The sequence below is a fragment of the Ruegeria sp. BH6 genome (assembly GCF_056538105.1).
This window is the reverse complement of the sequence record NZ_JBQFSR010000001.1, coordinates 424,501-448,742: the sequence shown is the minus strand read 5'-3', so window position 1 is coordinate 448,742 and position 24,242 is coordinate 424,501. Positions and strand designations below refer to the sequence as shown.

26 protein-coding genes and 2 pseudogenes are annotated in these 24,242 nt (G+C 55.2%); 8 read left to right on the top strand and 20 right to left on the bottom strand.

Annotation, left to right across the window (positions count from 1 at the left end; genetic code table 11):
• Positions 1 to 69 precede the first annotated feature (69 nt).
• From ACR0B8_RS02265 to ACR0B8_RS02240, 6 genes are all read right to left on the bottom strand, one after another.
• Entirely contained in the window at positions 70 to 1,416 is a 1,347-nt protein-coding gene (locus tag ACR0B8_RS02265; protein WP_170348210.1) for a substrate-binding protein, read from the bottom strand.
• 512 nt (positions 1,417 to 1,928) lie between these two features.
• Positions 1,929 to 2,303: a nuclear transport factor 2 family protein gene (locus ACR0B8_RS02260; protein WP_170357735.1), complete on the bottom strand. Its 375-nt coding sequence runs from the start codon at positions 2,301 to 2,303 to the stop codon at positions 1,929 to 1,931.
• The gene (locus ACR0B8_RS02255; protein WP_226688638.1) at positions 2,300 to 3,196 is read right to left on the bottom strand and encodes an alpha/beta hydrolase; all 897 of its coding nucleotides are present in this window, start codon (positions 3,194 to 3,196) and stop codon (positions 2,300 to 2,302) included. Before ACR0B8_RS02255 ends, ACR0B8_RS02260 begins: the two co-directional genes overlap by 4 nt.
• Positions 3,193 to 3,678, bottom strand: coding sequence for a flavin reductase family protein (locus ACR0B8_RS02250; RefSeq protein WP_170357731.1), 486 nt, complete (start codon positions 3,676 to 3,678; stop codon positions 3,193 to 3,195). The genes ACR0B8_RS02255 and ACR0B8_RS02250 overlap by 4 nt, the downstream gene beginning before the upstream one ends.
• Positions 3,675 to 4,352 (bottom strand): glutathione S-transferase family protein, encoded by a 678-nt coding sequence (locus ACR0B8_RS02245; RefSeq protein ID WP_170348206.1) that lies wholly within the window; start codon positions 4,350 to 4,352, stop codon positions 3,675 to 3,677. Before ACR0B8_RS02245 ends, ACR0B8_RS02250 begins: the two co-directional genes overlap by 4 nt.
• Positions 4,345 to 5,535, bottom strand: a complete 1,191-nt coding sequence (locus tag ACR0B8_RS02240; RefSeq protein WP_480657825.1) for an LLM class flavin-dependent oxidoreductase — start codon at positions 5,533 to 5,535, stop codon at positions 4,345 to 4,347. Before ACR0B8_RS02240 ends, ACR0B8_RS02245 begins: the two co-directional genes overlap by 8 nt.
• Before the next feature lie 114 nt (positions 5,536 to 5,649).
• Here ACR0B8_RS02240 and ACR0B8_RS02235 point away from each other — a divergent pair, with 114 nt between their 5' ends.
• Positions 5,650 to 6,255, top strand: coding sequence for a helix-turn-helix domain-containing protein (locus tag ACR0B8_RS02235; protein ID WP_226688640.1), 606 nt, complete (start codon positions 5,650 to 5,652; stop codon positions 6,253 to 6,255).
• A 166-nt stretch (positions 6,256 to 6,421) separates the two neighbouring features.
• Here ACR0B8_RS02235 and ACR0B8_RS02230 read toward each other — a convergent pair.
• Together ACR0B8_RS02230 and ACR0B8_RS02225 are read right to left on the bottom strand one after the other, a co-directional pair.
• A pseudogene (locus ACR0B8_RS02230) lies at positions 6,422 to 7,128 on the bottom strand (IS6 family transposase).
• A 263-nt stretch (positions 7,129 to 7,391) separates the two neighbouring features.
• Positions 7,392 to 7,979, bottom strand: coding sequence for a TetR/AcrR family transcriptional regulator (locus ACR0B8_RS02225; RefSeq protein WP_226688641.1), 588 nt, complete (start codon positions 7,977 to 7,979; stop codon positions 7,392 to 7,394).
• Between the two features lie 87 nt (positions 7,980 to 8,066).
• Here ACR0B8_RS02225 and ACR0B8_RS02220 point away from each other — a divergent pair, with 87 nt between their 5' ends.
• From ACR0B8_RS02220 to ACR0B8_RS02210, 3 genes are read left to right on the top strand one after another with little or no spacing between them, the layout of a single operon-like run.
• Positions 8,067 to 9,173 (top strand): NmrA family NAD(P)-binding protein, encoded by a 1,107-nt coding sequence (locus ACR0B8_RS02220; protein ID WP_226688642.1) that lies wholly within the window; start codon positions 8,067 to 8,069, stop codon positions 9,171 to 9,173.
• 47 nt (positions 9,174 to 9,220) lie between these two features.
• Positions 9,221 to 9,793: a carbonic anhydrase gene (locus ACR0B8_RS02215; protein WP_226688643.1), complete on the top strand. Its 573-nt coding sequence runs from the start codon at positions 9,221 to 9,223 to the stop codon at positions 9,791 to 9,793.
• 55 nt (positions 9,794 to 9,848) lie between these two features.
• Positions 9,849 to 10,337: a hypothetical protein gene (locus ACR0B8_RS02210; protein WP_170357719.1), complete on the top strand. Its 489-nt coding sequence runs from the start codon at positions 9,849 to 9,851 to the stop codon at positions 10,335 to 10,337.
• A gap of 248 nt (positions 10,338 to 10,585) precedes the next feature.
• Here the strand turns inward: ACR0B8_RS02210 and ACR0B8_RS02205 are convergent, their stop codons facing one another.
• From ACR0B8_RS02205 to ACR0B8_RS02195, 3 genes and pseudogenes are all read right to left on the bottom strand, one after another.
• Complete coding sequence (locus ACR0B8_RS02205) at positions 10,586 to 12,256, bottom strand: GMC family oxidoreductase (protein ID WP_226688644.1); 1,671 nt, start codon at positions 12,254 to 12,256, stop codon at positions 10,586 to 10,588.
• 167 nt (positions 12,257 to 12,423) lie between these two features.
• A pseudogene (locus tag ACR0B8_RS02200) lies at positions 12,424 to 13,131 on the bottom strand (IS6 family transposase).
• Positions 13,132 to 13,203: 72 nt separating this feature from the next.
• A complete protein-coding gene (locus ACR0B8_RS02195; protein ID WP_170357717.1) occupies positions 13,204 to 13,875 on the bottom strand; it encodes a GntR family transcriptional regulator in 672 nt (223 codons plus the stop codon).
• 117 nt (positions 13,876 to 13,992) lie between these two features.
• On the opposite strand from ACR0B8_RS02195, the gene ACR0B8_RS02190 reads away from it, so the two are divergent.
• The 4 genes from ACR0B8_RS02190 to ACR0B8_RS02175 all read left to right on the top strand — a co-directional run bounded on the left by ACR0B8_RS02190 (position 13,993) and on the right by ACR0B8_RS02175 (position 18,042).
• Positions 13,993 to 14,991, top strand: a complete 999-nt coding sequence (locus tag ACR0B8_RS02190) for a TRAP transporter substrate-binding protein (RefSeq protein ID WP_226688645.1) — start codon at positions 13,993 to 13,995, stop codon at positions 14,989 to 14,991.
• 78 nt (positions 14,992 to 15,069) lie between these two features.
• Positions 15,070 to 15,555 carry a TRAP transporter small permease gene (locus ACR0B8_RS02185; RefSeq protein WP_480657829.1) on the top strand — a complete coding sequence of 162 codons (486 nt, stop codon included), beginning with the start codon at positions 15,070 to 15,072 and terminating at the stop codon, positions 15,553 to 15,555.
• A 10-nt stretch (positions 15,556 to 15,565) separates the two neighbouring features.
• Entirely contained in the window at positions 15,566 to 16,849 is a 1,284-nt protein-coding gene (locus tag ACR0B8_RS02180; RefSeq protein ID WP_226688646.1) for a TRAP transporter large permease, read from the top strand.
• Positions 16,850 to 16,896: 47 nt separating this feature from the next.
• On the top strand, positions 16,897 to 18,042 hold the full coding sequence (locus tag ACR0B8_RS02175; protein WP_480657832.1) for an alpha-hydroxy acid oxidase: 1,146 nt from the start codon (positions 16,897 to 16,899) through the stop codon (positions 18,040 to 18,042).
• Between the two features lie 24 nt (positions 18,043 to 18,066).
• Here ACR0B8_RS02175 and ACR0B8_RS02170 read toward each other — a convergent pair whose 3' ends face one another.
• Genes ACR0B8_RS02170 through ACR0B8_RS02130 form a run of 9 tightly spaced genes read right to left on the bottom strand, consistent with a single transcriptional unit; the run spans position 18,067 to position 24,242 of the window.
• A complete protein-coding gene (locus ACR0B8_RS02170) occupies positions 18,067 to 18,480 on the bottom strand; it encodes a methylglyoxal synthase (protein WP_226688648.1) in 414 nt (137 codons plus the stop codon).
• Complete coding sequence (locus ACR0B8_RS02165; RefSeq protein ID WP_226688649.1) at positions 18,461 to 18,979, bottom strand: 2,4'-dihydroxyacetophenone dioxygenase family protein; 519 nt, start codon at positions 18,977 to 18,979, stop codon at positions 18,461 to 18,463. Before ACR0B8_RS02165 ends, ACR0B8_RS02170 begins: the two co-directional genes overlap by 20 nt.
• A gap of 9 nt (positions 18,980 to 18,988) precedes the next feature.
• Entirely contained in the window at positions 18,989 to 19,690 is a 702-nt protein-coding gene (locus ACR0B8_RS02160) for an SDR family NAD(P)-dependent oxidoreductase (RefSeq protein WP_226688650.1), read from the bottom strand.
• The gene (locus ACR0B8_RS02155) at positions 19,687 to 20,313 is read right to left on the bottom strand and encodes a 2-dehydro-3-deoxy-6-phosphogalactonate aldolase (RefSeq protein ID WP_226688651.1); all 627 of its coding nucleotides are present in this window, start codon (positions 20,311 to 20,313) and stop codon (positions 19,687 to 19,689) included. Before ACR0B8_RS02155 ends, ACR0B8_RS02160 begins: the two co-directional genes overlap by 4 nt.
• Positions 20,310 to 21,230: a 2-dehydro-3-deoxygalactonokinase gene (locus ACR0B8_RS02150; protein WP_480657835.1), complete on the bottom strand. Its 921-nt coding sequence runs from the start codon at positions 21,228 to 21,230 to the stop codon at positions 20,310 to 20,312. Before ACR0B8_RS02150 ends, ACR0B8_RS02155 begins: the two co-directional genes overlap by 4 nt.
• Positions 21,211 to 21,900 carry an RraA family protein gene (locus tag ACR0B8_RS02145; protein ID WP_108861947.1) on the bottom strand — a complete coding sequence of 230 codons (690 nt, stop codon included), beginning with the start codon at positions 21,898 to 21,900 and terminating at the stop codon, positions 21,211 to 21,213. Before ACR0B8_RS02145 ends, ACR0B8_RS02150 begins: the two co-directional genes overlap by 20 nt.
• Before the next feature lie 12 nt (positions 21,901 to 21,912).
• A complete protein-coding gene (locus tag ACR0B8_RS02140; RefSeq protein ID WP_480657837.1) occupies positions 21,913 to 22,944 on the bottom strand; it encodes a C-terminal binding protein in 1,032 nt (343 codons plus the stop codon).
• Positions 22,937 to 23,431, bottom strand: a complete 495-nt coding sequence (locus ACR0B8_RS02135) for a lactoylglutathione lyase family protein (protein WP_108861949.1) — start codon at positions 23,429 to 23,431, stop codon at positions 22,937 to 22,939. Before ACR0B8_RS02135 ends, ACR0B8_RS02140 begins: the two co-directional genes overlap by 8 nt.
• Positions 23,432 to 23,453: 22 nt before the next feature.
• Positions 23,454 to 24,242 (bottom strand): SDR family NAD(P)-dependent oxidoreductase, encoded by a 789-nt coding sequence (locus tag ACR0B8_RS02130; RefSeq protein WP_170357694.1) that lies wholly within the window; start codon positions 24,240 to 24,242, stop codon positions 23,454 to 23,456.

The following is a 24,242-nucleotide window of genomic DNA, read 5'->3' as shown; positions in this document are numbered from 1 at the left end:
CCGGGTTTTAGCGCCCGGCCACAAGGGGTCTGGCCGCCGAGACCGGCGGTCAGACATCAGCCAAAGGCCTTAAGCGCCCGGGTTGCACTTACCCAGTTCACCACCGGCGAACATCGGGTGTTCCGGATCGTATTCGACCTGCGCACGCGGCGTGATCTCGACGATTTCCAGCGTGTCGTACTCGTTGGTCGGGTTCTCGTTGCCCCGCACGACCAGCACGTCCTTGAAACACTGGTGATCCGCACCGCGATACCAAGTCGGACCATTGCCCAACCCGTCGAACTCAAAGTCTTCCAGAGCTTCGACAATACCGCATGGATTGAAGGTTCCTGCCCGCTCACACGCATCCGCATAAAGCAGAACTTGCGCATAGCAGGTCTGGGCCGAGTTGGACGGAGGCTTGCCGTACTTCTCGCCAAAGGATTTCACGAAGGCTTTGGTGCCCTCATCCTGCAGCTGCCAGTTCCAGTTCATTGACCCCAAGACGCCTTTGATGTTTTCACCCGCACCAGCGGCCATCAACTCGGAATACAGCGGCACGACGATCTTGAAGTCCTTGCCATTGGCGACTTTGTCCAACAGACCGAACTGAATTGCGTTGGTCAGCGAATTCACCATGTTCCCGCCGTAATGGTTCAGAACCAGAACATCCGCGCCCGAGTTCAGAACCGGGGCGATATAGGACGAAAAGTCCGTTGACGCGAGTGGTGTCTTAACCGTGTTGACCGTTTCCCATCCCAAGGCTTCGGTCGAGGCGACGATCGACTCTTCCTGGGTCCAACCCCAGTTATAGTCGGCCGTCAAATGATAGGCGCGACGTTCTTTGCCCATCTCAGCCGCCAACACCGGTGCAAGCGCTGCACCCGACATGTAGGCGTTGAAGAAATGACGGAACCCGTTGGCTTTTTTATCCTTGCCCGTGGTGTCGTTCGCGTGGGTCAGACCCGCCATAAAGATCACGCCCGCCTCTTGGCACAGGCCCTGAACCGCAACGGCCACGCCTGAAGACGAGCCACCGTTGATCATGATCGCGCCGTCTTTTTCAATCATCGATTTGGCAGAGGCACGCGCGGCGTCCGATTTGGTCTGCGTGTCACCCGTAACAAATTCGACTTTCTTGCCAAGGATGCCGTTCCCCTGAAGCGCCTTGGATGTGAAGGTATTAAGGCAACCCCCGTCCCCTTCGCCGTTCAGATGTTCGACCGCCAGTTGCTGAGCAAGCAGTTCGTCATTGCCCTCTTCGGCGTAAGGTCCGGTTTGCGGAACATTGAAACCCAAAGTGACAGATGCCCCTGTCGGCTCGTTGGTGAAGGCAGCAGCCGACGAAGCCGTAAAGATTGTAGGCAGGGCCAGACCGGTACCTGCAACGGCACCAGACTTCAGCACGCCGCGGCGTGTGACAGATTTGTTGGTCATTCATTCCTCCCATTTTCGTTCTTTCGCCCTCTGGCTCCTCTTCCAGCGGACAAAAGCGCACTTTTGTGCATCTCAATAATGGAAAGCGGAATGAAAATTCCTCAATAAATTCCTATTTTTGAAACATAATTTTGTAAAAAAATTCACGAATAATAATATTTTTTGTAAATAATATGGTGCGCCACCATTTAGCACTGCCGATTTTCATATGCTTAGGTGTGAATTTCAATGGCAACAATTTTCGGCCTTCACCACCCGATAGATCCGCAATCATACATCTCGGCTGAACGTCCAAACCGGCCTCGCCCTAAGATTGCATCCAGTGGACACATGACGCTCAAAGGTCGGGATTTCAACACCTGAATTTCTACGCCAGAAGCGCTTAGCCCCAATCTGGAAATGAAACCTGGCTTTAGAAGTCACAGCCGCTCGGGCCAGCAACCCCAGCGGCACCAAACTGGGAAAGGTTCGGTAAAACGACTGCGTGTCTGGCTGCGTCCGAGACTGTCGGATCAGCTTGTGCGTTGCTTATAATACGTGTCTTTGTGAACGATCAGCCCATCACGGTAGGTCAAGATGTCAACGCTTAGAAACTCTTCCTTGGTGCCATCCTTGTGCGTGGCCGTGCGGCGATATTCACAACAGGCTTTGTTTCCAGAAATGGTGCAGTCAAGTGTTTCCCAATGCACGTTCGCAACCTTTTCAAACAGGGATGAAAAGGCGCTGCGAATGGCCTCGGCACCTTCCAGACGTATGCCATGTTGTTCGGGGCCAACAGCATGGTCAAATGTCGCGTCGTCTGCAAAATGCTTCATAACAGCGTCAATGTCGTTCGAGTTAAAAGCGTCGCCGACCGAGTCGACAAGGTCACGGGTCAAAGCGGTCATGATTGCAGTCCTTTTCCTTGAAGCATGTCGCAAGTGTGTTTGAAGAAAGGGCTTGCCGGGTCGACAAGCACATTCAGTTCGTCAAAGTGATCCACGCCCGGCACGAAATAGAGACCCACCTTGCGATCTGCTGTTTCGTATTTTTCGACATACATGCGTGCCTGTCGGTGGAATTCCTCGGTTTCCGCACCGCCGACCACAACCAGTTGAGGCGCATTGGTGACCGGGGGGTGGTTGGTCATCGGGCTTTCAGCCTCGGCTTCTGTTGGATCCATGCGGATGCCCGCATTCAGCGCTTCGGTCAGACGGACCGGTTCGAGATAGCTGAGCGGTGACACCGGGATACCGGATTTTATCAGGTCCGCGGGAAGATCATCACCAAACGCAGGCCAATCAGTCGCCATCATCATCTGGGTGATATGTCCGCCAGCGGAATGACCCATCACGGTGATGCGGTCTGGATTGATGCCCAGATCGCGCGCGTTGCGCCAGATATAGGCCATGGCCTCACGCGCTTCTTCTGAAATACGCGTAATGGTCACGGATGGGCAAAGATCGTAGCCGACGACAACAACATTGAACCCCGCCGCAACAAAGGATGGCGCTATGAAACTGTAAATCGATTTGTCACCACGCTGCCAATAGCCGCCGTGGAAATAGACCAATGTCGGAGCAGCCGCGTCCAAGCAGCGGAAGACATCCAACCTTTGCTTCTCGCCTTCCCCATAGCGGAGGTCCAGGCTGCAATCGCAGGTGGCGCGCGCTGTCTCGCTATCGCTGCTCCAACCGGGAATGACGGTCACTTCATAGTCCGGTCGCCCTGCCCTTAGATTATATTGAGCGTCGAATTCATCAGGGCCGAAGCGTGTGTGAAAGGTCAGATGATCGCTCATGATGAAGCCTCGGGTTGGGGCGCGGAGAAGAACGCGCCGCGGCAAAAGACAAGGGGCGGAGCGGGTGCGTGGGCGTAGTTGATGACGCGGCCCAAGAGGATCTCGTGATCGTCTGCGTCGACCCTGCTGTGAACCGTACACTCCAAATGCGTCGAGGCACCGGGGATCAAGGGGGTCGCGGTTCCGGGGATCCAATCGGTGTCGGTAAATCGGTTTTCGACATCGCTTGCAAAGTGCATAGCAAGGTCTTTCTGCTCGGCCGACAGGATATTGACCGCAAAATGATCCGATTGCGACAGCGTTGGGAAGACCCGGCCTGACTTTGCAACACAGACCGAGATCACCGGCGGCTGCAATGAGACCGAAGTGAATGAGTTGGCGGTCAGACCCCACGGTTCTCTGTCCGCGTCATAGGTGGCTACAATGGTAACACCCGTCGGAAAGGCGCCAAGTGCGCGGCGATATTCTCGGAGGTCCATCATAACACCCCTTCGCTGGCACAGGCTTTTTCTAAGGCAGCCCATTCATCGGGGTTGGTCCCGAACGGGCGCATGACGTGATCCTGATAGGCGGGGCGTTCCGCCAGCCGCTGATACCAGGCCTCGACATTCTGCAAGGACGGGCGGTCGACCTCGACGTTAAAATAACGATAGGCCACACATCCCAAGGGAATATCTGCCATGGTGAAGCTGTCACCGCAGACATAGGTGCGCTCCGCAAGGTGCCGGTCCAGAAGGGTCAGGGCCTCGTGCGCCTCATCGCGCAGCTTGGCGATCTTTTCGGGGTCACGCTTGCCCGGTTGCGTGCGCACCGTTGCGAAGAACAGATAGATCACCGGTCCAAAGGCGCGGCTTGCCGACCATTCCATCCATTGATCCGCAATCGCGCGGGTCTGAATATCGGATGGGCTCAGCGTTCCTGCCCCGTATCGATCACAGAGGTAGCGTACGATGGCAAGGCTTTCCCACAGCGCAAAATCCCCGTCGCGGATCGCCGGGATCATCTTGTTGGGATTGATCTGCGCATACATCTCGGTGTCGAGCTTGCCAAAGCTGCCCCCGGCAAGTTGCAGCGCGTAGTCCAACCCCAGTTCATTCGCTGTCCAGATCACCGGAATGACGTTCGACGAATAGGGTCGCCCCCAAATCTCAAGCATGTTCCAGCATCCTTTTTTGCGCGATGGACTGCGTGCCGAACCTGGGAACGACATGCTCAAACAGACGATACCAGCTGGCCAGAATTTTCTCGTAAGGTACGCCGGTATATTGCTGCATCAGCATGAGGTGATCGAGGCCGATGGTTTCCTGCCGTTCTGCAAAACGATCCGCAACATATTCGGCATCACCCACCACAATGATCCCGCGTTTGTTGAGGAAATCGAACCAGTCCATGTCCTCATCTTCGGGGGTCATCTCTTCGCCGACATCCAGATAGCCGTGTTTGGTCCATTCCCCCTTGGGGCGCGACCCGCCGAGAAATTCGTAATAGGCATTGATCGGACCACGGATTGTGTTCACCGCTTCTTCCATGCTTTCACCGACATAAAACGCTGTGCAGACACCAACGCCCTCGCCAAGACTTACCTCGCGCCCTTCGCGTTGCGACAGGGCCTGGCGGTAGGGCTCCCAACAGGCCAGCGTCGCCTTGGGGCCAGCCGCCATCGAGATCACGCCCCAACCGCGTTCCCCGGCCAGTTTGAATGTGGGCGGTGCATTTGACATCAGCCAGACCGGAGGGTGAGGGTTGGAATAGGGGCGCGGATGCACATACATCGCTTTGTATTCGCCATCTTCATCGTGATAACGCGGATCCAGAGGGTCAAAGAACCGGTTGCTCTCTTTCCAGCCGGGAACAGGGAATTGATAGAACTCGCCATGATGGGTGAACGCTTCGTTGGTCCAGGCTTTCAGGATAATCTCAAGGCTTTCCTGATACAGCCGCATAACCTTGGCATTATCGCGTCGGTCGGCATATTTATTGAACTGGAGGGTCGAGCGTTCATTGATGCCCTTGGCGACGCCGAAATCAAAACGGCCCAGCGTCATATTATCCAGCATCGCGGCATCTTCAGCCACGCGCAAAGGATGCCAGTCAGGCAAAATGATGGGTGCTGTTCCAACTCGCAGCGTCTTGCAATGCGCGGCAACGTGGGTCCCCATCTGGATCGGGTTGGGCGGCGCATTCATGTAACCGTTATGGGCAAAATGATGCTCGGTGAACCATGCGGTCGTGAACCCTGCCTGTTCGGCCAGCGAACACTGTTCGAGGACCATCTCCAGCGTGCGCGTCCATGGAATCGTCTCACCGGGGCTAAAATTGGCAATCAAATCAAAGCGCATAACTTTCTCCCAGCCGATGGAAAATCAGTTGATTTTTCTCTTTCTTTTCAACTAAGTTGATTTAAGCTCGAAAAGTCAACTAAAATCATTTATTCTGAAGTCATGAAAAGTGACGTGTCTCAGACCGACGCCCAAAGGCTCGGCAGTGAAATTCGCGAAGTGCGCAAAGCGCGTGGATTGACCCTACAACACCTGTCCGAGGTGGTGTCGTGCTCCAAAGCCTATCTCAGCCGAATTGAACTTGGGGCAGCCAAGGTGTCGAACGACCTGCTTGGCGAAATCAGCGATGCGCTTGCAGTTGAACCCAATTGGTTCTTTCCCAAACAGGAAGGCAACGGGCCTCTTGAGCGAAAGCACGTCGTGCGACGCGAAAACCGTAGGGCGCTGTCCGCGATGTACACGCGCTCAACTGATGAATTAGGTTTTGAGGACGAGTTGCTTTCAAGCACATTGTCCGGCCATTGTTACTTGATCCTATCACGGTTCCGCCCCGGCGCAGGAGAACCACCCCAGCCACTCGAAGGCTATTCTTTTGAAGGTGAGCAACACGCCATAGTTCTTAGCGGTGAAGTTGAGCTACGTCTCGGGGACGAGATCATTTCATTGCGCGAAGGAGACAGCTTTTCCTACCCATCCATGATCGCGCATCGCTTTCGCAACAAGACGGAGAAAGAGGCAACAATGGTTTGGGCGATGTCACCGATACGCATCACGTGGTGACTGTTGGCCAGAGGTTACCAAAGCCAGAAATTTTCAATTGCATTGTGAAAAGTCGGCACACTGGCCGGTTCAAAAGGCAGTCAGAAGGTGGTCGATTTCGCCTTTAATATGGCGGTGCTGTCAGACGGATTCGAACTAGTCTCAGTTTGCCTCGGAAACCGCGAACCTATCCGGAACAAAGTTGACGCCACTCGCTAAGAGCGGCGGCGCGGGTCAGCTTGAAGGTATCTCTGGTTGCGAGCGATCTTTCCTGGTTGAAGTGGTTGTAGACGGAGGAGTGGACCGAGGCGAATTTCTGTAGACTCGCATGCGCCTGAAACGTTGCATCGCGCGTTCGCGTCGTCGAAACGGCAGGTGCGAGTTCTCGACGCGGTTGTTGAGCCACCTTCCCGTCTTTTGTGTTTCGAGCGTGCCCAGCTCTCTGAGCGCGGCTCTGTATGAGGCGAAGCGATCCGTGACGACGTTTTCCGCTTTACCGTGTCGCTTCATCAATTTCATGAGGAATTTCAACGCGGCCTGCTTGTTTCGGCGTTTGGTGACGATTGCTTCCAGCACTTCGCCCTCATGATCGACAGCCCGTCAGAGGAAGTGTCTCTTGCCATTCACTTTCACGAAAACCTCGTCCGCGTGCCACTTCCATTTGGAGTATGCTCTCAATTGCTAAAAACGCTTCCGTCTGATCTCAGCAGCAAACATTGGGCCAAACCTGTTCCACCAATACCGGACAGTTTCGTGGCTCACGTCGATGCTTCGCTCGTGCAGCAGATCTTCAACATTCCTAAGCGAGAGCGGGAAACGGATGTACAGCATCACCGCAAGGCGGATGATCTCTGGACTGGTCTTAAAGTATTTGAAAGAGGCAGGTATGGTCATGGGCAAAAGCTACGCAACCGCCCTGCCCCGCTCAACCCAAGTTCTTCTGACAAGACCTTACTTTGGTCTCCTTCGCAGCCATTGGCAGACCTTCAGCATTACGCCAGCCGACGTCGGCCCAGAGCCGACCTTGACCACAGGTTCTGATTGCGGCTGTGCGGCCCGTCGAAGCTGCCATTCGCTGCCGCTGCATGATCGACGACAGAACGAATTCACACAACGCACAACATAGCCGCCAATCTCGCGGAATACCCTGCCGCAGTTTAAGACCTGCCTTTCGGCCAATGATCCTGCAGCAAAACTACGGCAGTGCGTCCGGCCTCCAGAGCTCGGTCCGCCTCGTCTTCAGTTCCTGCCAAACGAGCCAGAGTGATCGTACCCATCAGGAGTGCCATCGCAGCCAGGCCCTGGTCCGAGCCGGTTTCCGGCGTGTTCCGCAAAAGGGCCGCCATGCGATCCGAAGCTTGAGCGCCCGCGTGCCGAGATGCGCCCTTGGTGCGGGCAAGCTCGGTTCCCATCGCCGCCAACGGACATCCATGCCGACTGTCTTGAACATGAGCTTGGGACAGGTACTTGGCTATGTAGTCCTGACGTTCCTTCCCTCGCCCTTCGCTGGATTCCTCGCGTTCCATGCCTGAAACAACATCGTCGATCGCGTGCCGGAAGGCTGTCGCGATCAAATCCTCTTTCGACTCGAAGTGCCGGTAGAAACCACCATGTGTCATTCCGGCTGCCTTCATGACGTCAGCGACGCTTGTCGCTTCGACCCCGCGTTCGCGGAACAACTGTGCTGCAGCATCCAGTATCCTGTTGTGACTGCGCCTTTTTTCCACTTCCGACATTCTCGGCATTTTCGCGCTCCTAGGCGGGGTTGACAATTAAGATTACATGTATCATCTAAATTTTAGATTGCAAGCATCATCTAAAGGAGTGTGCCCGTGCCTGCCAAGCCTAAGATCCTCGTCACCAGCGCAAGCGGCAAGACCGGGCTGCAAGTCGCGCTTCAACTCAGAGCCAAAGCCTATCCTGTCCGCGCTTTCATACGGCAGAGGGATCATCGCTCTGATATTCTCGAACGCGCGGGCGCTGAACTATTCGTGGGTGACCAGTATTCCCTGAGCGACATGCGCTCGGCGATGAAAGGCGTGCAGCGGGCGTATCAATGCGCTCCGACAGCACCCAATGGGCTGCACTTCAGCGCGGTCTTCACCGCTGCGACTTACGAAGCAAAGGTCGAACACGTCGTTACACTTAGCCAATGGCTTTCGAGCGTAGATCACCCATCACTGTTTACACGTGAAGTATACCTGGGTGATATCCTGATCGGCATGCGTCCCGAGATGTCTGTGACCACGGTGAATGTCGGCTGGTTTGCCGAAAACTACCTGATGGTACTGGGCATGGCGGCCCATCTTGGGAAGTTCACGATGCCGCTCGGCGACGGTGACGTGAAGAAGAATGCCGCCCCCTCAAACGAAGACATTGCCCGCGTGGTTGTCGGTGCCTTGACGGATCCGGCACACCATGCAGGCAAGACTTATCGTCCCACGGGTCCAACGCTGCTGTCGCCCAACGAGATCGCCGAAGCAATGGGCCGCGCGCTGGGGCGGCGGGTACGCTATGTCGATATTTCCGAACGAATGATGGTCAAGGCGCTGAAAGCCCTTCGCCCAGCAAACTATTCGGAAGCGGCAGTCACCCAGCTTGCAATCTATTCAGAAGAGTACCGGCGAGGCGCCTTCGCGGTGAACGCCCCAACCGAAGACGTGTTCCAAGTCAGCGGACACGAACCTGAAGCCTTCGAAAGCATTGTACGGCGCAAGGTCGCTGAACAACCCGACCTGGTGCGCAGCCTGTCCCGCAGCATAGGCGCGATCGGCATCTTCCTGAAGATTCTCACGACGCGCCCGTTCGATCTTGATCACGCTCAGAAGCAGCGAGACTACGTGCAGCTCTCATCCGCTTCGTACTGTCAGGACAATGCGGCCTGGACAGAAAAGCACCAACCCAAGGACGTACAAACCGAACCGAAGCGTGTTGCCTGAGACCGCAAACGACGAAGGATTGTCCCCCAAGACGAAAGGACCTCTAAATGAACATTCAGGACGAACTTATCACTCGAAACCAAGAATTCTCTGCGGGCTTTGACAGTGCTAACCTGCCTATCCTGCCAAAGTTGCGAACGGTTGTTCTGACCTGCGGTGATGCCCGGGTCGATCCCGCGCACATCCTCGGACTGGAGCTTGGCGACGCGGTTGTGATCCGAAACAATGGCGGACGGGTTACGCGCGCCGCAATCGAAGAAATCGCCACCCTCGCCTTTCTGGTGAGCGCTATGACGGAGGGCCGCGAACAGGGGTTCAACGTCATCCTGATGCAGCACACACAATGTGGAGCCGAGCGGCTGTCCAATCCGGACCTTCAGGACGCGCTGTTGAAAAAGCTTGGGATTGACGTATCCGAATACGCGATCACGGATCAGGAAAGCGACCTTTCGGCAGACATCAAGCGTCTAGCGGCAGCACCGGAGGTACCGGACGCGATCACCGTCTCGGCCTTGCTTTACGATGTCGCCACTGGAAAAGCCCAAGAGATTACTCCTGCCGCTTCACTGGGGACGATCCGGGCCGAGGCGAGCGTATCGCAAACTGCGGCTCGAGCATGAAGGTCTGCCCACCCCCTATTCACGTAAACAGACGCATATCGAAAGGATCGATCAGATGACCCCCACAGTGATATTCCTTCTTCAATTCGCGATGAGTCTCTTTGTCTTTGCTCTGATCGCGGCATGGTACGTTGCACCTTGGCTTGCACGGCTGTCGGTGGCTGCGGCGCTCTCAATGCTGCTGCTGCCGCATGCTTTCCGACACATCGGAATGAGCTTCATGGTACCAAATCTCAACAACGGAGGTTTGCCCGAGGTGTTCGCAACCAGCGCCAGCTATGGCGATCTACTCTCGGCGTTTCTGGCAATCGCCGCGCTTATCGCTTTGCGATGGAGATCAGTGGTTGCCCTTCCGTTGGTGTGGGGTTTCAACATCCTTGGTACTGTCGATCTGGTGAACGCCTTGCGCCAGGCCGAGGCAATTAACTACTTTGGCCCCACTTGGTTCATTCCAACATTCTTTGTGCCGGTACTTTTGGTCACGCATGTGATGATCTTTGCACGGCTGTTGAAGGCAGTTGGCCCCAAGACAGCCTCGGCATGAGAGGACAGGTATTGTTCCAGGGCAGGCAGCGCTGCTGCCCGCCCCAACTGAGTCTCACGGCCCTTTCCGGACCTTCGTCCCACCCTCACGATGCTGCAGCCGCAATCCGCTTACCGGTCTTTCGCCGCGATTGCGCGCTATGGTGCTGTCCGAACTCACAGTTTGGGGGACGAAGCGTAAACTCGCTACAGTTGACGCAAAAGTCAGCTTAGATGCCCATTGTGCTGTCAGCGACCAGAAAGCCTGAGTCAACATTCAACAGAATTGTATCGCGCGCGCTCCTTACCTGTGCGGACCGCCTCTTCGTGCATCGGTTTCAACTGTGGTGCATTCCGCATGAAATCCACAGCCCTGGCCGCGATCATCATCGTAGGTGCATTGAGATTGGCGCTCGTAATCTCTGGCAAAACCGAAGCATCCACTACGCGCAAGGCTTCAATTCCGTGCACACGAAATTTGTTATCAACCACCGCCAGTCCATCATGGCCCATCCGACAGGTGCACGACGGATGAAAAGCGGTTTCCACTCTCTCGCGCAGCATGGCCTCGATATCCTCACTTGTTCGACAATCGGCACCCGGAGTCATTTCCGCGCCGCGAAATTCGTCAAAGGCCGGTTGCGCCACAAGCTCTCGCGCGCGGAGCACACCTTCTCCCATTTCGCGCAGGTCGTCGGGGTCGGCAAGATAATTGAAATGCAACCTTGGTGGTCCCCGAGGCGTGGTGCGGTTAAGTTCGATGTAGCCTTTCGTTCGTGGTCTTGCATGATCTACGTTGACTGAGAACGCCTGATTGATCGTGATACGATCCCCTTGAACCGTAAATCCCAAGGGGCCGAAATGGTACTGAAGATTGGGATGGGAAACATCATCGTTGCTGCGTATGAGGCCACCCGCTTCCCATATGTTGGACGTAGCGATGCCCTGGCCGGTCAGGGCCCATTGCACCCCTGCGGTCGCCCTGACCAAAGGATTGCCGATGCGGTGAAATGCAAGCCGTTTGCGGCAGGCAAACTGCAGCTTTATCTTGGCATGATCCCGAAGATTTTGGCCAACGCCAGGCAAATCAGCAAGAACTTGGATGCCGCAATCACGCAAATGATCCGCCGGACCTATACCGGACAACATGAGCAATTGAGGCGAGTTGATCGCTCCGCCACACAAGACAACTTCTCGTTTCGCCCTTACAGTCTTATGCTCCCCAGCCAGCTGGAACGTCACACCCTCAACGCGGTGACGGCGAATTTCCAGTTTTTCGACATGGGCTCCAGTTTGCATTTTGAGGTTCGGGCGCCGTAATGCCGGGGTCAGGTAAGCTGTTGCGGCGCTGCACCTGCGATTGCGGCTTTTCGTAGCGTCATAGCGCGCCACGCCCTCAGGACGCTGACCGTTCAGATCATCACTTGCTCCCTGTCCGGCTTGTGCGCCAGCCTCAAGAAAAACGTCGTATAGTGGGTCAGTGTTATCTGTGCGCGTTACTTTTAGAAGGCCCGAGTTTCCTCGCCAATCATTGGCTCCTTGATCATAGCTTTCGGCTGCCTTGAAATAAGGAAGGCAGTCGGCATACCCCCAACCCGCAAGTCCATGATCGCGCTCCCAGCGGTTAAAATCGTCTGGATGGCCACGCATATAGACCATTGAATTGATCGAAGAAGACCCTCCCACAACTCGCCCTCGCGGGGTTGGTATCCGGCGGCCATTCAACCCGGCTTCGGGTTCCGATACGTAATTCCAATTGATCCGTTTGTTTCGGAAGGCCCGATAAACTCCGGCGGGAATTTGTATCATGACGTTACGGTCAATTGGCCCGGCTTCGAGAAGTAAGACAGAAACTGACGGATCGCGACTCAATCCTTCGGCAACGACACAGCCGGCCGAACCGGCACCAACAATGACAAAATCGTATTCGTCTATCTTCATGCAATCCCCGAAACATGCTCATGCACAATGCATTAACTCTATCAGAGAAGAAAGAAGTCCATACGCAGCCTGAAGTTTAGACCAGTGTCTGCTTTAGGTCAGATTGCAGCAGTTGGTGCTGTCAGACGAATTCGAACCAGTCTCAGTTTGCCGCGGAAACTGCGAACCTATTCGGAACAAAGTTGACGCCACTCGCTAAGAGCGGCGGCGCGGGTCAGCTTGAAGGTGTCTCGGCTGGTCAGCGATCTTTCCTGGTTGAAGTGGTTGTATACGGAGGAATGGACGGAGGCGAATTTCTGTAGACTTCGCATGCGCCTGAAACGTTGCATCGCGCGTTCGCGTCGTCGGAAAGGAAGGTGTGAATTCTCGACGCGGTTATTGAGCCACCTTCCCGTCTGCTGTTTTTCGAGTGCACCCAATTGTCTGAGCGCAGCCTCATAGGATGCAAAATGGTCGGTAACGAACTCTTCGGCGCAACCATGCCGCTTCATCAATTTATTGAGGAATTTCAGTGCTGCAGCTTTGTTTCGCCGTTTCGTGACAACGGCTTCCAACACCTCACCTTCGTGATCAACGGCCCGCCAAAGATAATGCCTCTTGCCATTTACCTTCACAAAGACCTCGTCCACATGCCACTTCCATTTGGAGTATGTTCTAAATTGCTGAATACGCTTTCTTCGGGTCTCAGAAGCAAACACCGGACCAAACCTGTTCCACTAATACCGGACAGTTTTGTGGCTCACGTCGATGCCTCGCTCGTGCAGCAGGTCTTCGACATTCCGAAGCGAGAGCGGGAAGCGGATGTTCAGCATCACCGCAAGGCGGATGATCTCGGGACTGGTTTTGAAGTACTTAAAAGAGGCAGGCCTGATCATAGGCAAAAGCTACGCAACCGCCCTGCCCCGCTCAAGCAAAGTTCTTCTGACAAGACCCAGATGGCAGAACAACTATACTTGCTTCAGACCAACCAAATCGGAATAAGAACGCTCACCGCGAGTGATTTGACGTTTGAGGGTGTTCGTTGCTGCTTTTACTTTACCCTCGCCCAATAGCGATGTGATCGCTTGATGTTCCTTGTAAGATTTCTTCGTTCGATTGGAACGCTTGGACAGATGTGTCCGCATAGTTTGGACGATATCACTGACTTTTTGATATCCATCCCGCAGGTAACTGTTTCCGCAGGACCTGAAAAACGCGTCGTGAAACTCGCCGTCAAGTTCCAAGTACTGCTCGAATTCATCCGCTTCCTGCGCTTCTGACATGTTCGAAACAATTGTAGACAGCTCATTGATCAGAACCGAGGGGTTCTTTTCAAGCGCCTGCTCCAAAGCTGCAGATTCTAGGATGAGCCGATACTGGCAAAGCTGCACCACGTCCTCTTGAGAAAGAGAGAATACAAAGGCTCCTCGATGAGGAAAGATCTGAACGAGCCCCTGAAGATTCAAAGCTGATAGCGCTTCGCGAATCGGAGTTTTGCTGATGCCCATGGCATTTGACAGCTTCACTTCCGGCAACGATTCACCCAATTGAAACGTGCCATTGATTATGCCTTTTCGGATATGCTCTTCAGCAGTTTTACTCAACGAATCCGGGCGCTTAATCTGCAAAATCTCGGTCATTTTCACTTCGTCCTATTTCGTCTCTCCAACACAATAGCACATGTAAGCTTGATTTATATATTATATCTGATATCTCAGATAATAGATCGAAAATGACTAAATCCGTGGGAGGATACCTTGTTCAAGAAATCAACATTGGCGCTTGGCGTCGTCATGTCAGCCGGGCTTGCTTTTGCAGCATCCGCTGAAACAGTCATTAAGGTTGGGCATGGCGCAGCAGAAGCGTTTCACATGCATCGCGCGCTACTGAAATTTGAAGAACTGGTCGAAGCTGGCTCGAATGGTGAGATCGACGTACAGATATTCCCTTCGTCGCAGATGGGCCCTGATCGCGAGATGATCGAAGGTGTTCAAACCGGCGTTCTCGAAATGGCCATTCCTCCTTCTTCTTTCTTCGCGGGCTGGGATCCGGCTTTTGCAGTAATTGAACTGCCGTACATGTATTCCTCCAAAGACATCGCCTTTGATGTTCTTGATGGCGATGCCGGTGATGACATGCTTGCACGGGTCGAAAACCAGGGGCTGGTCGGTCTTGGCTGGTTGGAGTTGGGTGTACGCAACGTGACCAACAATGTCCGTCCGGTTGCAACCCCCGCGGATCTCGAGGGTGTCAAGCTGCGTACCATGAAGGTTCCGGCACATGTAGCGACATTCGAAACGCTCGGGGCCAACCCGACGCCAATGAACTTTGGTGAGGTCTATTCTGCTCTCCAGCAAGGCGTGATCGACGGCCAGGAAAACCCACTGGCGATCATTACTTCACAGCGTTTCTACGAGGTGCAGAAATACCTTTCGACCACGGGCCATGTCTTTGCGGTCTATATGCCCGTCATCTCCAAACCGTTCTTTGACTCGCTGTCCGCAGAGCATCAGCAACTGGTGCGGGACTCGATGGCCGCCGCACGTGACTATCAGGCGGAACTGGTCGCAAGCGAAGATGCGGAACAGCTGGAACAGATCCGTGCTGCTGGTGTCGAGGTTCTGGAACTGACTGCCGAGCAGCGACAGGCCTTTGCCGACAAAACCGAAAGCGTCCGTCTGCAGTATCGCGACGAGGTTGGCGCTGAAGCCTATGACGACTGGGTAGCAGCGGTTTCCGCAGCGAGCGGAAGCTGACCCTCGGACTACTCAGCCAATACGGGCACCCGTGCCATGAAGGTTCGGGTGCCCCTTTCGTTCAAGGGGAGGTGAACGGTGTCGGTTATCAAATGGATCGATATGAATGCCGAAAAGGTCTTAGCCAGTGCACTTTTGGCCGCGATTGTCTTGTTGATCTTTGGCAATGTGTTCATGCGCTACATTCTGAATGCCTCTCTTTCATGGGGCGAAGAGCTAACGCTTTGGCTGTTTGTATGGTTTGTCTGGCTTGGCGTCAGCTATGCATTCCACACAGGCGATCATGTGCGTATCACGGTCCTGCGTGATGTCCTGAGCGAGCGCGCAAGGCTTTACGCGGATGTTGTGATCGCGCTTCTTGTCCTTGGATTTCTGATCGTTCTGACAATTGAATGCATCAAGCTTATCCGACAGCCTTTTGTCGCCAGCCAGACTTCGGTCGTTTTGGGACTACCGATTCCGATCCTTTATGCTTCGGCGCCGATTGGCGCTGGCCTGTCCACGATCCGCGTCACTCAACATCTGATCCGAACCCTGCGTCTGATCGCAGGAACCAAAGCGTGAGGAACCCGGCATGCTTGCAACAACGCTCTTCCTGACGCTTTTCGCCCTTCTGCTCTTCAGCGTGCCAATTGGCATCTGTCTGGGCCTAGCCACCATGATCGTGATGGTCTTTGTGGATGGCACCCCACCCATGGTTCTTTTGGCACGGTCCGTGGTAACAGGCGCGGACTCATTTCCCCTGATTGCTGTTCCCTTGTTCATCCTCGCTGGCGACCTAATGCAGCACGGCGGAATGTCTCGTCGACTGGTTGGGTTCGCTAACGCACTGATCGGGCATATCCGCGGTGGGCTTGCTTATGTGAACGTACTCGCCTGCGTGTTCTTTGCCGCCATATCCGGTTCGTCTCCTGCGACCGTAGCCGCCATTGGGTCGAACATGATCCCTGAGATGGAAAAGGTTGGCTATACGCGCAAATTCAGCGGCGCATTGACGGCATCCTCAGGAATGATCGGCGTTATGATACCGCCAAGTATTCCATTCATCATATATGGGGTAACTGCCGAGGTTTCGATCGGCAAACTGTTTCTTGCAGGTGTTGTTCCTGGCATCCTTTTTGCCCTCATGTTCATGTTGGTCGCTCGTGTTCTGCTGCGAAAGGACGAGGTTGTTCACCAATCGACGACTACGTTCTCAGGTCCGGGCGTCTGGCAGAGCTTCCGGTCTTCCATCTGGGCGCTTCTCGTACCCGTGATTATCCTTGGGGGCATCTATAGCGGCATCTTCACCCCAACCGAAGCCGGTGCCGTGGCCGTAGTCTATGCCGCCTTCATCGGCATCTTCGTCTATGGCGACATCACCCTCAAGGACCTGCCAGAGGTTTTGGCGGGCAGTGCGAAGACCAGCGGGACCATTCTGATATTGGTAATCATGGCGACCGCCTTTGGCAGGTTGATCACGCTCGCAAGAATCCCGACTGAGCTCGCAACAACAATCACCAGCCTATCCGACAATCCGATCATCATTCTGTTGCTGATCAATCTGCTGTTGCTGGTGATCGGCATGTTCATGGAAACGATTTCTTCGATCATCATCATGACGCCGATCCTGCTGCCGGTTGCAACCGCACTGGGTGTCGATCCGATCGTTTTTGGTGTCATCTTGACGGTCAACCTGGCCATTGGGTTCTGCACACCGCCATTGGGTGTAAACCTGTTCGTGGCCAGCAGCATTTCCAAGGTTTCCATCGAAAGCCTCAGCCGGGCAATCCTGCCATTCTTTGCCGGCATGCTGATCTTGTTGATGTTCATCACTTATGTGCCCGCAATTTCCTTAGCCTTGCCATCCCTTTGGTGACCGGCTGAAGCCCTTCTAACGTTAGACGACAACACCAGAGGACCCGGATGGATCTGGACCTTTCTCACCCGTCGATAGAAGACCTTCGGCGAACCGCACAGAAGCGCATTCCGAAGTTTGCTTTCGAATACCTCGACAGCGCGACCGGCCGGGAGCTGGGATTGAAGGTCAACCGTGACGCTCTCGATGCCATAGGATTCATGCCGCGTGTGCTATGTGGCCGAACAAAGGCCGACCTGCAGACTACATTGATGGGTCAAAAATACGACCTGCCTTTCGGGATCGCACCGGTAGGTATGTCCGGCCTGATGTGGGCAGGAGCAGAGCGGATGCTTGCCAAGGCAGCGGTTGCTCACAACATTCCGTTTTCGCTGTCGAGCGTGGCGGTTGCTTCACCGGAGGATGTGGCGCCCTACATTGGCAAAAACGGATGGTTTCAGCATTACCCGGTAAAGTCCGGCGATCTGCGCCGCGCAATGCTGCCGAGGATTAAGGCAGCGGGATTTCATACGTTGATCATCACGGTGGACGTACCAGAAGAGAGCCGGCGCGAACGACAACGCCGCGCCAACCTGACCGTGCCTCCAAAGGCTGACCTGCGCACGCTGAAAGAAATGGCGTCACGACCCGCCTGGTGCCTTGCACATCTGCGCGAGGGCATCATGCCACGTATGCGGTTCTTTGACGATTACGTCCCGACACGCGGGCGAGAAAGCTTTACCCATGCAGGCGCTCTGATCCGTGGGATTCCAGATTGGGACTACCTGCGCGAACTGAGACAGGAATGGGAGGGTCACCTGATCGTCAAGGGTGTCCTGCGGCCGGAGGATGCACAAAAAATGGTGGCCGAGGGTGTGGATTGCATCTGGGTCTCAAACCACTCCGGGCGTCAATTCGAAGCCGGACCCGCTGTGATTGACCAACTCCCGAACATCCGCGAAGCAGTCGGAACAAATGTGCCACTGATCTACGACTCTGGCGTTGCCTGGGGATTGGACATCATGCGTGCCCTGGCAAAAGGTGCAGATTTCGTCATGGTCGGACGCGCCTTTCAATATGCCGTTGCAGCGTTCGGGGCACGAGGGATCGACCATCTCGTTCACATCCTGAAAGCTGACATTGAGGCCAACATGAGCCAACTTGGCAGCGAAAAACTCGGCAGTCTGGCAGAGCACCTTCTGAGAACTGGCTGATCGGCGCTTGCGGCGCGTGGCGTATCACCCAGGCGCGTTGTCATCCTCGTCAATCAGCCCCTTGACGATCAGATCCGCGGTTGAGCGCGAACATGCCATTGGCAGATTATATACCGTTGCGAGACGGGTCAGAGCCTTAACGTCGACGTCATGTGGCATGGGTGAGAGAGGGTCGACAAAGAAAATCAATGCATCCAGTTTCTCTTCGCAGATCATGGCGCCAATCTGTTGGTCGCCTCCGAGTGGTCCGCTTTTCAGGCAGGTCACATCCAGTTGTGGATAGGCTTGCTTGATGCGACTGCCGGTGGTCCCAGTCGAAATGATTTGTACTCTGGACAGGCGGGCCAATTGCAGACCCACCCATTCAACGATTTCGTCCTTTCGCGCATCATGGGCCACAAGCGCGAAACGCGGCGCATCACCTGATGAATTGTTCAACGTAATCTTCTCCAAGACCGACTTCCGCGAAATGTTTCCGGCACAGATCAATCTTGGTAAAGACATCTTCGTAGCCAGTGACCTTGCCCCACGGATCAACATAGCACATCACGCCATTGACCTGGAAATAGGTAACCATCTCTTCGACATCGTCGGGAACGACCAAAGTATGAGTCTCACCCGGCGGCTCAAAGACATATCCCCCCTCTTCCGCAACCCAATCATGTTCCAGATAATGCCAGCGCCCTTTCAGGACAAAACCGTGGACTGGCTGTGGATGGCGGTGCCGCGAAAGAACACCAGCTTTGCGCACTTTGAGAAGGTTCATCCAATAACCTTGCGAGCGGTTCAGGCAGAGCGGCCGGAACCAGACGTTCTCTGCCTGCGGAACCCATAGTCTGTCGTCCTCACTCAGGGCATTCGGGATCACGATCTCGTCTTGCGCATCCTTGGGGAATGGCAATTGATATGGCATTCGGGCGGTGTCATCGTCATTCATAGATTTTCCTCACATAGCGAGATAGCCGCCATCGACCGGATAGATCGATCCGGTCACAAAACTGGCGTTTTCACTCAAAAGCCATTGCACAAGCGCACCGACTTCTTCGGGTTTTCCCCAGCGTTTCATTGGCGTACGCGCCATGATCCCCGCTGTTCGTTCAGGGTCTTCCCGAAGGCCCTGGGTCATCTCTGTCTCAATCCAACCCGGCGCGATGGCATTGACCCGGATACCGTCTTCGGCCCAGCGACCTGCGAGCGCCTTGGTCAACTGTGCCACGCCGCCCTTAGAAGCGGAATACGCCGGAACCAAAGGCCCACCAAAGGTACTGAGCATAGAGGCGGTGTTGACGATGGCCCCACTCGCTTCAGCCAACAATGGATGCGCGGCAAGACAGCAGCGCATGGTACCGGTCAGATTCACATCGAGCACCTTGGCGAAGACGTCGATGTCATATTCTTCGCCACGCAAAAGAATACCTGCGCAGTTCACCAACGCATCGAGACCCCTGAGTTCGCCGAATACATCATTGATGGACGTCTGGTCGGTGACATCCAAGAGCTGCACCTTTAACCCGTCCTGAGGCTCGAATGCATCCAATTCGGATTGGGAGGCGGATGCGGCAATGACGGACCAACCTGCGTCTGCCAACGACCGTGCAACACCCGCCCCAATCCCTCGCGTACCGCCCGTTACAAGGGCCTGTTTCATCCAAGTTCCTCCAATACACTGGTGAAGGCGCGCGCACGCCCCCCGATATCATCCAATGTATAGCTCGGTTTGAACAGCGCGGAGCCCAGCCCATATCCATCTACACCCGCGGCATGATACGACGCCATCGTATCCGGCGTTATGCCCCCTACCGCAGCGACGACTGCGTCTGCAGGCAATACGGCGCGCATGGCAGCGATGGCAGCTGGTGGCACCATTTCCGCCGGAAAGAATTTGAGGACCGAAGCTCCGATATCCAACGCCGTAAAGGCCTCGGATGGGGTCATGACACCTGGACACCAATACAGACCCCGCGCGACAGCCGCGCGCCCGACGTCCGGATTCATATTGGGCGACACGATGATCCGCCCGCCTGCATCTGCGACCGCCGCAACCTGATCCGTAGTCAACACAGTGCCAGCGCCGACTATGGCTTGTGCGCCATGTTTCGCAACGATCTGCGTAATCGATTCCAGCGGGTCCGGTGAGTTGAGCGGCACTTCGATTATCCGAAACCCGGTATCGAAGAGTACATCAGACACCGGGCGCGCATTTTCTGGTGCCAGCCCCCGCAAAATCGCAATCAGCGGGTTCTCGGCAAGAGCTGCGGTGAGGTCAATCATCCAACCAACCCCGCAGCGCGAGCAATCAGAAAATGCCCTTTCGCAACGATATCATCTGGCGCGCGACGGCTGTCGAAACCAGCAGTTCGAAGCGCTATTTCGTATCGGTCGGACAAATCGCTGCGTCCAACAACAGTGATCGTGCCGACGTCCTTTACTTCGCCGGTCGCGGCAGCAACCTCGGTCCCGATCAACAAGCCCGACAAGTAGTCGGCCGTGGCAACCTTTGGGATTTTGCCCATGAGAGGAAGCGTCCGAACATGAAACAGGCTGTGCAGCAGGTTCGACTCACCACTGAGGCCCGCCTTGACGCCCATCACGAATGCGTCTTCGCTGAAGGCGTCCTCCTTCATCAAGGTGCCAAGGATCGTGTGTTCTTTCAGCGCCGAAAAGATCTCACCTGTCATGTAGGTCGAGAAATCCACGATCTTCCCGTCGGCAACCTGAACCCATTTGCTGTGCGTTCCCGGCATCACGAACATACCTTCACTCAAACCTAGCGAAGATGCCCCAATGATCTGGGTCTCCTCGCCGCGCATTACGTCCGGTCCTCCGGCATGTTCCGTCGAGGCACCGGTCACGAAATGAATACGCGCACCGTTGGCCGCTTCGTGGGGGACCAGCGCCCGCGCAAGACCGCCAGCACCCAGCGGCATTTCGGCATATTGCGTTTCGACCCAGCCATTGCGGCTGGTGATCATGCCAGATGCCAGGATCGGCAGGTTAGTGTTGGAGACCCAAGGGCCGATGAGACGATCAAGGACCGCGTCAAAGGTTTGCCCCGCAACCTGCATGATGCCTTCAGGCGACGAGACCCCATCGATCACGTCGCCCTCCGCACCAATTAGAAATGCACGAAACGATGAAGTGCCCCAATCTACGCCGATCAGCGCTGGCTCAGATGCGACCGAATTCATTCAGCAGATCCTCAACGGTTTTGCCTTGGGCCACCCATTTACGGGTTTCCTCTTCACGGTCAGCCTGCTCTTGAGCAAGGCGCACGGTTTCTTCGGCAATTTCCTGTGGAACCACAACGACGCCCATAAGATCAGCTACAATGAAATCTCCGGGGTTTACCACGACGCCCCCACAGGCGATTGGCACATTGATCGAAAGTTCTTCTTTACGTTCCGAGAACATCGTGTGCGTTCCGCGCGGCGTGATCGCGCGCGTCCAGATTGGCCAGTTAATGTCTTCCAACTCATCTGTGTCACGCCCAGTGCCATCTACGATCATACCCCGAATGCCACGGTTCTTGGCCAGGCCACCCATTAAACCGCCGCAGACTGACGTTTGACGATCACCACCCGCGTCCACAACGATCACGTCCCCGGGTTGTCCCATTTCAAGCGCTCGCAATGGGTCGACAAGATCACCTTTTGAAAGCTGGACCGTCACGGCCTGGCCTGTCACCTTGGCGCGGAAAGCAGGCTTGATGGCGCTGTCCATCACGCCTGTTCGGTACTGCACATCCGCAAAAATGGCAGCAGCAGAGTACGCCTCCAACACCTTGTCGAATTTTTTGAGAAGTTCCGGGTTTCTTTCAAAATCATTGAAAACCCTAAGGTCTGTGCTGACGTCTGGCATTCTTGTCTCCTGTTATGCGGTAGATACGGCCAACGCGTCGGCATTGACTGTGTAGTCGGGTTTTTGTCCTGTCAGGACCTTGGCCACTTGCGTAGCCGCGGTAACCCGCGCTGCGTGTATTGATTCCTCGGAATAGTAGGCGGCATGTGGTGTTACGAGGACGTTGGACAGTGTGAACAACGGGTTGTCATCAGGCGTCCAGTTGGCGCGCTTTGCCGGCTCTTCTTCGGGATCGTCGAGCCCTGCAGCGGCCAAATGGCCTTCGGTCAGCGCCCGGAACAGGGCTTTGTTGTCGACCGTTGGTCCACGTCCAGTGTTCACGAGTATCGCACCGGGTTTCATGACCGAGAATTCGGCATCCGACAAAAAGTGATGCGTGTTCGGCGTCATCGGCGCCTGCATCAGGATATAGTCGGACCTTGCTAGCAATTCGGGCTTGCTCACCAGCTCGACCCCAATCTTCGCGGCGACTTCTCTTGGCAAATACGGGTCGTAAGCGATGACCGTAACTCCGAAAGATTGCGCCCGCGCAACGATGGCTTGCCCAATTTTACCCAGCGAAACGACACCCATCGTCCGCCCGCGCAACCGGTAGACCGGCTGCCCGCTTTGCCATTGCCAGACCCCTGCGTGAGTGGCCCGATCATAGTCAGGCAACTTGCGCGCCAGGGTCAGCCAAAGGGCAATCGCGTGATCGGCGACTTCCTCGGTGCAATAGTTTTGCACGTTGGTAACGAGGATGCCTTTTTCCGTTGCCGTGCCGACATCCACGATATCTACGCCTACGCCATAACGCGCGATGACCTCGCAGTTCCGCATCCGCGTAATCGTTTCTTTCCCGATCCGGGCATATTGGTTCATCATCGCTGCGCAATGCGGCGCGACATCGAACAGGTCTTCCTGGCGCTTGGCCTGAAGCGCAATCACCTCGGCTCCTGCGGCTTCCAGGATTTCCGTCTCAACGGCAACATCACCAAAGTCGTAATCGGTTATCACGACCTTGGGTTTGTCCGTTCTGGGGGAAAAGTCGGCGCGATCAGTCATAAGCACCCGCCGAATAGGTCAATTCGTACGAGTGGCTGTAGAGCTCGAAGATGTTGCCAAACGGGTCTTCCATATAGACCATGCGATAAGGCTTTTCACCTGGGTAATACTTGCGCACTTGGCTCATGCGCTGGCGTCCGCCCAGGTCTTCGATAACCTTGATGCGGCCTTCCAGATCCTCGTCCTGTACGCAGAAATGAAACAAGCCACGCCGCCAATATTCAAACGGGCGTTCTTCTTCGACGGTCTTCGGGAACTCAAACAATTCGATGCCAACACCGTCGCCCATCGACAAATGTGCGATGCGGAAGCTTCCCCAGCCTTCCCCAAATACATCGTCGCACATCTGACCGATGGCGCTTTCGTCATGCAGGATTTCAGTTGGTTCCATCAGCACGTAAAGGCCGAATGCCTTGGAATAGAACTCCACGGCTTTTTCCAGGTCGGGAACTGTGATGCCGATGTGAGAGAAAGTGAGAGCGGCCATGTAGGGCTCCTCCAGTTAGAAGTTAAAGAATGTTGCGAACGATGCCGCCTTCGATCCGGTGCGCAGAACCATTGGAGGCTGTGCTTGCTGAGATCGTGACGATCATGCGGGCGACTTCGTCTGGTTGGACAAAGCGCTGTATGAGCGATGTGGGCTCATCTGATTTGAAATAATTGTCGACGATCGTGTCGAGCGGCTCACCCTTTTGATCGGCGAGGCCGTCAAAATAGGCTTCGACACCTTCGGTCCAGGTTGGACCAGGCAGGATCGAGTTAACCCGGACTTTTGTCCCCTTTGTCAATTCTGCCATGCCACGTGTCAGACCTAACATGGCAGTTTTAGTGACAGAATAATGCACCATCTGAGGTAGTGGTTTCACTGCCGCTTCGCTAGCCATGTTGATGATAGATCCCTTATCCCGGCCAAGCATGTCTGGCAGGAAAATTCGGCTCATCCGAACGGCAGACAGGACATTGATGTTGAAATAGTGCATCCAGTCGTCATCCGTGAGATCCTCGAACGGCTTAACCGAAAAGATGCCGACATTATTCACAAGAACATCCACCGCACCGCGTGCGCGGGCAAACTCCGCCAGAGTTTCCGCATCAGACGTCTTGGTTAGGTCGGCCGCAATGCCTTCGACGTCGCCCAGAGATGACAGGTCGTCGACGCAGTCGGACACTTCCGCTGCGGTCAGACCATGCACGATGACCCGCGCGCCCTCTTCCAGGTAGACCCGGGCAGTGGCTTTGCCGATGCCGGAACCTGAACCAGTCACCAGGACCAGCTTATCCTTAAGCCCCAGATCCAT